Source organism: Microcoleus sp. CAWBG640, from assembly GCF_020883015.1.
GTDB classification, from domain to species: Bacteria; Cyanobacteriota; Cyanobacteriia; order Cyanobacteriales; family Microcoleaceae; genus Microcoleus; species Microcoleus anatoxicus.
Window position 1 is genome coordinate 146195 of sequence record NZ_JAHRFC010000008.1, and the last position, 8226, is coordinate 154420.

The 8226-nt window shown below is 45.1% G+C and carries 10 protein-coding genes; 4 read left to right on the forward strand and 6 right to left on the reverse strand.

Annotated elements, in window-relative coordinates:
* Positions 1-76: 76 nt before the first annotated feature.
* Entirely contained in the window at positions 77-1105 is a 1029-nt protein-coding gene (locus AAFP11_RS06735; RefSeq protein WP_341736325.1) for a C39 family peptidase, read from the reverse strand.
* A 131-nt stretch (positions 1106-1236) separates the two neighbouring features.
* Positions 1237-2556, reverse strand: coding sequence for a pitrilysin family protein (locus AAFP11_RS06740; RefSeq protein WP_341736326.1), 1320 nt, complete (start codon positions 2554-2556; stop codon positions 1237-1239).
* Positions 2557-2879: 323 nt separating this feature from the next.
* Here AAFP11_RS06740 and AAFP11_RS06745 point away from each other — a divergent pair, with 323 nt between their 5' ends.
* A complete protein-coding gene (locus tag AAFP11_RS06745) occupies positions 2880-3389 on the forward strand; it encodes a hypothetical protein (protein WP_341736327.1) in 510 nt (169 codons plus the stop codon).
* A gap of 223 nt (positions 3390-3612) precedes the next feature.
* Here AAFP11_RS06745 and AAFP11_RS06750 read toward each other — a convergent pair whose 3' ends face one another.
* The 4 genes from AAFP11_RS06750 to AAFP11_RS06765 all read right to left on the reverse strand — a co-directional run bounded on the left by AAFP11_RS06750 (position 3613) and on the right by AAFP11_RS06765 (position 6162).
* Positions 3613-4182: a Uma2 family endonuclease gene (locus AAFP11_RS06750; RefSeq protein ID WP_341736328.1), complete on the reverse strand. Its 570-nt coding sequence runs from the start codon at positions 4180-4182 to the stop codon at positions 3613-3615.
* A gap of 91 nt (positions 4183-4273) precedes the next feature.
* Positions 4274-4843, reverse strand: a complete 570-nt coding sequence (locus AAFP11_RS06755) for a Uma2 family endonuclease (protein ID WP_341736329.1) — start codon at positions 4841-4843, stop codon at positions 4274-4276.
* A gap of 91 nt (positions 4844-4934) precedes the next feature.
* Positions 4935-5504 carry a Uma2 family endonuclease gene (locus AAFP11_RS06760; RefSeq protein ID WP_341736330.1) on the reverse strand — a complete coding sequence of 190 codons (570 nt, stop codon included), beginning with the start codon at positions 5502-5504 and terminating at the stop codon, positions 4935-4937.
* Between the two features lie 88 nt (positions 5505-5592).
* Complete coding sequence (locus tag AAFP11_RS06765) at positions 5593-6162, reverse strand: Uma2 family endonuclease (RefSeq protein WP_341736331.1); 570 nt, start codon at positions 6160-6162, stop codon at positions 5593-5595.
* A 420-nt stretch (positions 6163-6582) separates the two neighbouring features.
* Here AAFP11_RS06765 and AAFP11_RS06770 point away from each other — a divergent pair, with 420 nt between their 5' ends.
* From AAFP11_RS06770 to AAFP11_RS06780, 3 genes are all read left to right on the forward strand, one after another.
* Positions 6583-6792: a DUF2997 domain-containing protein gene (locus AAFP11_RS06770; RefSeq protein ID WP_341736332.1), complete on the forward strand. Its 210-nt coding sequence runs from the start codon at positions 6583-6585 to the stop codon at positions 6790-6792.
* Between the two features lie 41 nt (positions 6793-6833).
* Positions 6834-7220, forward strand: coding sequence for a DUF1257 domain-containing protein (locus AAFP11_RS06775; protein WP_341736333.1), 387 nt, complete (start codon positions 6834-6836; stop codon positions 7218-7220).
* Between the two features lie 93 nt (positions 7221-7313).
* Entirely contained in the window at positions 7314-7784 is a 471-nt protein-coding gene (locus tag AAFP11_RS06780; protein WP_341736334.1) for a ferredoxin, read from the forward strand.
* The last annotated feature ends 442 nt before the right edge of the window (positions 7785-8226 follow it).

Sequence of the window (8226 nt, forward strand, 5' to 3'; positions counted from 1 at the left end):
TAACTGTTGGTTATTAGTTAATGTTAATAACTAATAACCAATGCCCAATGCCCAATGCCCGATTCCCAATGCCCAATTATTTGGATATAAAATGAACCCAGAAATTCCCGTCAGGCATACAAACGTTGCGGATTAAACGCTCGGAATAATACAAATAGGAACCGCTAATACTCGTGTCGTAGCCATCGGGAAACCACTCTCCATAGGGGTCGTGAACAAAGAATCCATCGCTGTCATAACCTACTACAACGATGATATGACCGAAAGACGTGAAATATCCGTGGATCACAGCCGGATTGCCACTGGCTAGCCAATCTCTAAGGTCCTGAATAGTTGCATTTTCTGTAAAGTAATCTTGAGCGCCGTAATCTTTGACAATCTTTGCTAAATCCAACGGTTCCCAACGACTGTAACCTTTGGCGATCGCATATTCGTAGAGTTCGTCCTCAAATTGCCCGGTTTTTTTGCGTCGCGCAATCCTCAAAAAATCCAGACACATTGCTATGGAAGTTACATTACAAGAACCACTAGGATTGTAAAAATTATCCATTTGGGAGCGGTAAGGAACTCCCAGTCTGACAGTGGGTGGATTTATTTTGGGATAGAGCACCACACCTTCTTGAGTAACTTGAGCCTGGGTTCCCAAAACATACCAAATCCCCGAACCTTTAAAGGACTGGTTGCGCAAAGCAATTCTCAGGTGGCCGCGAATGGGAGCAAAAGCAATCAGTTCAAACTCTTTTCCCGCTGGTATTGACTGTTTTTCCGCGTCAAGAAGTTGAGAAGTTGCCAGAGGTTTTGCTTTAAAAACTGTGTCTTTGAGGATTTTTAGGACGATCGGAGGTGTGGGAATGTCTCCCTTTTTGGTCTCGATCAGCTTTTCGGCTGTGACTGCTCCCAAAAAACCAAGTTCGCCACACTTCATCAGGGTTTGAAATCGATGGAGAGCGGCGGTAGAGAGGGGACCAAATAAGCCGTCTACGGGGGGTTTGAGTAAACCCAAGTCAATCAGGCGAGTTTGAATTTGGCGACTGAGTTCGTCGTCAGCCGCGATCGCCTTGACATCGTACCTCATTTGGGATTTTAGAAAGTTTTGTAATTTCATCCTTGCCCACCCATGTGTAATAATTCCAAGCTTATCCTCTCAGAAAATTACGATAGTTTTGTCGATCGCCCCTATGTTAAAGGCTTTGTATTCATGATTCGATACAAAACCTTCAAGGGGAGACTGCAAAATCAGGAAGGGCGAACGATCAGTATGCCGATCGCATCGGGAGACAAATATTTGACGGCGGCATCCCGGATATCCGTGGGAGTCAGAGCTTGGATGCAAGCGGTATAGTTGAGGGCGGGAGCGATATCTCCTACCATCGACTGATAGTAGCCGTACAAACTTGCCCGATCGCTTGGAGTTTCGTTACCAAACACAAACCGATTTGCCACTTGAGTGCGGATGCGGGAAATTTCAGCATCTGTCACCAGTTCAGTTTGCAGAGTGCGGATGTGTCGGACAATGGCTGCTTCGACTTCTGGCAAGTTTTCCGCCACCAGGTGAGCGGAAATTGAGAAAACACCGCCTAGTCGCTGAGTCATGTTGCTCACAGAAATGGACGAGACTAGCCCCTTATCTTCTCGCAACTCTTGAACTAAGCGAGTTGTGCGCCCGTGACCTAAAATAGTGGCTAAAACGTCTAGGGCATAGGTTTCGGAGATGTCAATGAAACCGGGTGCTCGCCACATCATCATCAGTCTGGCTTGCTGGAGAGCCGAATCGACAAACTCGTGGCGGACTGTTTCTGTCAAGGGCGATTCTGGAAAGTATGTCGGGGTTTGGGGTGTTGAGTCATTTTTGGCAGCCGCGATGTCTATGTTGCCGTTTTGTGCTGTGCTTTTTGCCGAAAAACTGTCTGCCACAATTTGAATTAATTGATCCACGGGTAAATTCCCTACAGCCACTGCTGTCATGGCGCTGGGCTGATATCTGCTGCGGTGGAAATCGCGCATTTGTTGCGCGGTAAGGTTTTCGATCACCGAGCTAGGGCCGAGGACGGGACGGCGATAGGGTAAGGATTCAAAGGCTATTTGGACCGATCGCTGATAGGTGCGGCGGCCGGGATTGTCTTCGGATCGCCTAATTTCTTCTAAGACTACCAGTCTTTCGCGATCGAAGGCATCGTCGGGAATGCTGGCATTTAGCAACACATCGACTTGCAGGGGAGCTAGTTCGGCAAAGTCTTTGGGGGCTGTGGTGATGTAGTAGTTTGTGTAATCCTGACTGGTGGCGGCATTGGTGACTGCGCCGCGTTGTTCGATCGCCCGCTCAAATTCTCCGCTTTGAATACTGGGAGTTCCCTTGAAAATCATGTGTTCTAAAAAGTGAGCCATCCCGTTGATTTCGTCGGATTCGACGGCGGAGCCCAAGTTCACCCAAATGCTAAGGTTAACCGCATCAACCGGCAAGTGTTCGGCGATGACGGTGAGGCCATTGGGGAAATGGCGGATGGTGGGAGCATTGATGGGCGATCGGGCTGAGGATTTGAGCAGGGTTGATGTCATTTGGATTTTTGGTTGATCTTATTCTCTCTATCTTAAATCGCTTTTAAGGAAGTCATCCGTCATCGGATTTGAGATTTGAGATTTGGGATTTTAGCTCGATCGGGCTTTTGGTGGCTGTTGGAGATGTTGTTTGGGGCGATCGGGTAACACCAGATACATCATATTCTACCTAGACATGATAAATTAAACTTACTCAAAGCTGGTTTACCAATTGCTAAAGAGTGTCATTGATAAACTTGAAGTTTTTTGTAAGTCAGGGTGTTCAGATTTAGCGACGTTAATATTTATGTGGGTTGTCAAGTCAATCGAGCCAAAAACAAATCATGAGCCAAAATTCTCGAAAATTTAATCGCCCTAAATTGGGTTTTCTCTTAGGTCTTGCTATTGCTTTAGTAATACCAACTCTAGCTGCTTCTTCACCTGCTGCACCTCCCAAACCTACTACTCGTACAACCGAGGAATTTCGATGCCAAAAAATGTACGGAAATTCAGCCGAAAACTATGATAACTTAATTACTATTGGCAAGCGCACTGAGGAACCTACAAGCCGTTTTTACATTTCCTCTTCAAATCCCAGATCTATCACCTGTAAAATTATCAAAAACCCAGGTGAACTCAAACTAGCTTACGGTTTACCTGACAACTCTAATTTGATTCGTGTATCTGTCAAGATTTATGTGGATGGTGAACTCAAAAAAACTTTAGATTTTGGTCGTGGTGAAGCTATGCGTGAGTCAATAGATATTATGGGTGCATCGGGGTATACCATCGATTACAAAGTTATTTTGCCAAAAAATGAATCCGGTTATATCTATATGTTACCTAAGTCTTGAGTTTTTTTTTAGGTGGCAGTAGAAGATGTAAAATAGTCTTGAATACAATCCAATCAAAGAAACCGGGTTTTTCACTAAATCTATGGAATGCAACGAAGTATTTCGGAAAAAACCCGGTTTCTGACACCCATTAGTGATTCATGGATTTCAAACTCCCGAAATTAATGAGTCTGTATCTGAATTGCTCGTCCTTGTAAACGAATTAATCAGCTTATGGAAGCCTTTAACGCCCTTGCAATAGCCGTTCGGCCGTCAGTTCCAACACGCCCAACACAGGGGAGGCGATCGCCTTCTCACCCGTATACACAACCTCTTCATACAAACCTTCAACCCACTCCAACACCGTCACCCGCTGCTGGATTGGGTCAACAATCCAATACTCCGCAATCCCTCGCGCCGCATACTCAGAACGTTTGTAGCGATAATCTCGATTTTCTTGATGAGGACTCACCACTTCTACTACCAGCAATGGCGGTGGCATATCCATCATAATAGTCGATCGCCTACTCCCCTCCAAAGCCGTAGCCAATTCCTCCGATAGTACCATCAAATCCGGTAAACGACTCCCAGCCCGCGAACTACTCACCACAATTTCAGTCTTCATCGTCAATCGATGAGATGGAATACCCTGTTGTGCAAAGTATATATATAGCAATGAGGCAATTCGGCGATTGAGTTCGCTTTCTGGGGGCATAACAATCAGTTCTCCATTTTCCAGTTCGTACCGAGTCTCTGTACCATCATCAAAGTTCAGATACTCTTCAAGACTCATTTTTTGGGATGCAACGGTCATAGCAACCAGGCCTCTGCTAAAAATTGTTCAGGTTTACTCATCATTTTAACAATATTTCTAACTCATTTAAAATTGAATATCACCCACTTTTTCAACGGCCTTGCAATAGCCGTGAAGCTGTCAATTCCAACACGCCCAATACAGGAGATACGATCGCGCTATCACCCGTATACACAACCTCTTCATACAAACCCTCAACCCACTCCAACACCGTCACCCGCTGTTGTATTGGGTCAACAATCCAATACTCTGGAATCCCTCGCGCCGCATACTCAGAACGTTTGTAGCGATAATCTCGATTTTCTTGATGAGGACTCACCACTTCTACTACCAGCAATGGTGGTGGCATATCGCTCATAATAGTCGATCGGCTACTCCCCTCCAAAGCCGTAGCCAATTCCTCCGATAACACCATCAAATCTGGTAAACGACTCCCCACCCGCGAACTACTCACCACAATTTCAGCCCCAACTCTCAATCTATAAAATGGAATACCCTTTTGCAAGAATAGAGCTAATAAAAACATCGCAATTCGCTGATTCAGATCACTTTCTGGGGGCATAACAATCAGTTCTCCATTTTCCAGTTCGTACCGAGTATCTGTACCATCATCAAAGTTCAGATACTCTTCAAGACTCATTTTTTGGGATGCAACGGTCATAGCAACCACGCCTCTTGTAAAAAATATTCAGGTGTACTCATCATTTTAACAATATTTCTAACTAATCTAAAATTGAATCTCACCCACTTTTTCAACGTCCTTGCAATAGCCGTTCGGCTGTCAATTCCAACACGCCTAACACAGGGGAGGCGATCGCGCTATCACCCGTATACACAACCTCTTCATACAAACCCTCAACCCACTCCAACACCGTCACCCGCTGTTGTATTGGGTCAACAATCCAATACTCTGCAATCCCTCGCGCCGCATACTCAGAACGTTTGTAGCGATAATCTCGATTTTCTTGATGAGGACTCACCACTTCTACTACCAGCAATGGTGGTGGCATATCGCTCATAATAGTCGATCGGCTACTCCCCTCCAAAGCCGTAGCCAATTCCTCCGATAGCACCATCAAATCCGGTAAACGACTCCCAGCCCGCGAACTACTCACCACAATTTCAGTCTTCATCATCAATCGATAAGATGGAATACCCTGTTGCAAGAATAGAGCAAATAGCAATGAGGCAATTCGGCAATTGAGTTGGCTTTCTGGGGGCATAACAATCAGTTCTCCATTTTCCAGTTCGTACCGAGTCTCTGTACCATCATCAAAGTTCAGATACTCTTCAAGGCTCATTTTTTGGGATGCAACGGTCATAGCAACTACGCCTCTTATAATTGTTCAGGTGTACTCATCATTTTAACAATATTTCTAACTAATCTAAAATTGAATCTCACCCACTTTTTCAACTGCCTTGCAATAGCCGTGAAGCTGTCAATTCCAACACGCCCAATACAGGAGATACGATCGCGCTATCACCCGTATACACAACCTCTTCATACAAACCTTCAACCCACTCCAACACCGTCACCCGCTGTTGTATTGGGTCAACAATCCAATACTCTGGAATCCCTCGCGCCGCATACTCAGAACGTTTGTAGCGATAATCTCGATTTTCTTGATGAGGACTCACCACTTCTACTACCAGCAATGGTGGTGGCATATCGCTCATAATAGTCGATCGGCTACTCCCCTCCAAAGCCGTAGCCAATTCCTCCGATAGCACCATCAAATCCGGTAAACGACTCCCAGCCCGCGAACTACTCACCACAATTTCAGTCTTCATCATCAATCGATAAGATGGAATACCCTGTTGCAAGAATAGAGCAAATAGCAATGAGGCAATTCGGCAATTGAGTTGGCTTTCTGGGGGCATAACAATCAGTTCTCCATTTTCCAGTTCGTACCGAGTCTCTGTACCATCATCAAAGTTCAGATACTCTTCAAGGCTCATTTTTTGGGATGCAACGGTCATAGCAACTACGCCTCTGCTAAAAATTATTCAGGTTTACTCATCATTTTAACAAGATATCTAGCCCTCTCAAGACCATCCCAGGGCGTGTAAAATCTAAAATTTATTGACAATATTGACAAACTGTGAATCTTTTTATCGATCCCAGGCGATCGCCTCTACAATAATCTAAAATCTAAAATCCCATTGACTGATGTCACAAAGTACGCGAAACTTTACAGATAACTGACGTAAAGCTTCTAGATATTAATAACTTTTGTGAAGTTGTGACTCGCAACCTATCAATTCGTCAAAATTGATTTAGGGGTTTGCGAGTTACGCCAACCTCAAGAAGCGACGCCCCAGGCATCTTCCCTAGCCTAGTGCTACGGATGTCTAAATCCCACTATTCCTATTGAGTCAGCCACTGTTCGATAACACACTATGGAAACACTAGAGTTTGTGATTTATCCAGATGGCCGGGTACAGGAAACAGTCACCGGCATTATGGGCGCATCCTGCGCTGAGGTAACGGCTGCGATCGAAGCCCAGCTTGGAGTTGTGCTTCATCAAGAGTCTACATCGGAATATTTCACCCAAACACTGCATCAGTCAGCCGAAGCCACAACCCAAGTTGCTTTTAGCGATTGGTAATCTTTTTTTGTTAAGTTCACTTAAATTTTTTTGGAATCATCATGTCACACTTTAGCCAAATTAAAACCCAGATCCGCAATTTGAATTCTTTGGAAGCTGCTTTAACCGACTTAGGTATCGACTGGAAGTCTGGCCCGACACAGGTGCGGGGATATCGCGGACTAACTAGCACCGCTGAGGTGGTTATTGAGCAGGAAAATGGCTATGACTTAGGTTTTAGCTGGAATGGAACTGAGTATGAATTGGTGGCTGATTTGCAATTTTGGCAGCAAGCTTGGTCTGTAGACCGTTTTCTGAACAAGGTGACTCAGCGCTATGCTTACCATACGGTGGTGAATGAGAGCGCCAAACAGGGTTTCCAAGTTTCTGAACAAAAGCAAAATCAAGATGGTTCGATTCGCTTGGTGGTACAGCGCTGGTGCGCTTAGATGCGTCTAGCTTCAAACAGTGGCTGCACAATCAAATAAATTCACAATCTAAAGTCCGCCTGTGCGGACTTATTGTTATTGGAAGAGGTCGAAATGTCGGAGATTTCTGGACTTGAAATAGAGACTGCGGGCGATCGCACTGGTTTTGAACCAGAGTTAGGTGGTTTTTTGCGAGATGCGCCCGATCGCACTGGTTTTGAACCAGAGTTGGGTGGCGTGTTGCGGCAAAAAGGTGTCTACGTTGATGAGATTACCTGCATTGGTTGCAAGCATTGCGCTCATGTTGCTCGGAATACCTTTTACATTGAACCGGATTACGGCCGATCGCGCGTGGTGCGACAAGATGGTGATTCTGAAGAATTGATTGCTGAGGCGATGGATACTTGTCCGGTGAATTGCATTCACTGGGTAGATTACACCGAACTCAAGAATCTGGAAAAGGAACGCCAGGATCAGGTGATTCCTGTGGTTGGTTTTCCCGTGGATATGGCAACAGTTCGGGCCGGTATTCGCCAGCGGCAAAAAGCGAAATTGGGCGATCGCAACTCCAAACACGGCCATTAATATCAAACAATCAGAATACAAACACAAAGCCCGCCACTGCGGGCTATTTTTATTTCTCTGATTCATTCCCCCCAGCAGAACTTCTGATTGGCTCTCTCGGATATTTGGTGATAAGTAATGCTTATGACTTTGCAAAATCAAGGGTTTGAGCTTTCACGATTAAGAAATTTAGTATTGATTGCTACATTTTTCACCAAATATCCGAGAGAGCCATATATCTTTCGGTGGATTAACTTCAAGAATAGAGAGTATAAAAGAAGCGATCGCGAGAGATAGGGACAGTTTGGATAAGTGCACAGAGCGATCGGGGTTTTGAATTAAGATAGCTTTTTAAGTTCTGCTGCGGTTTCGTTGAGCAGTTCCGTACATAGTTTAACTTGAGCGAGGCTAGTGGCAGTTTCTGCCGAGCCTAAGTTAACATTGTTCATCGCTTCCAGGACTT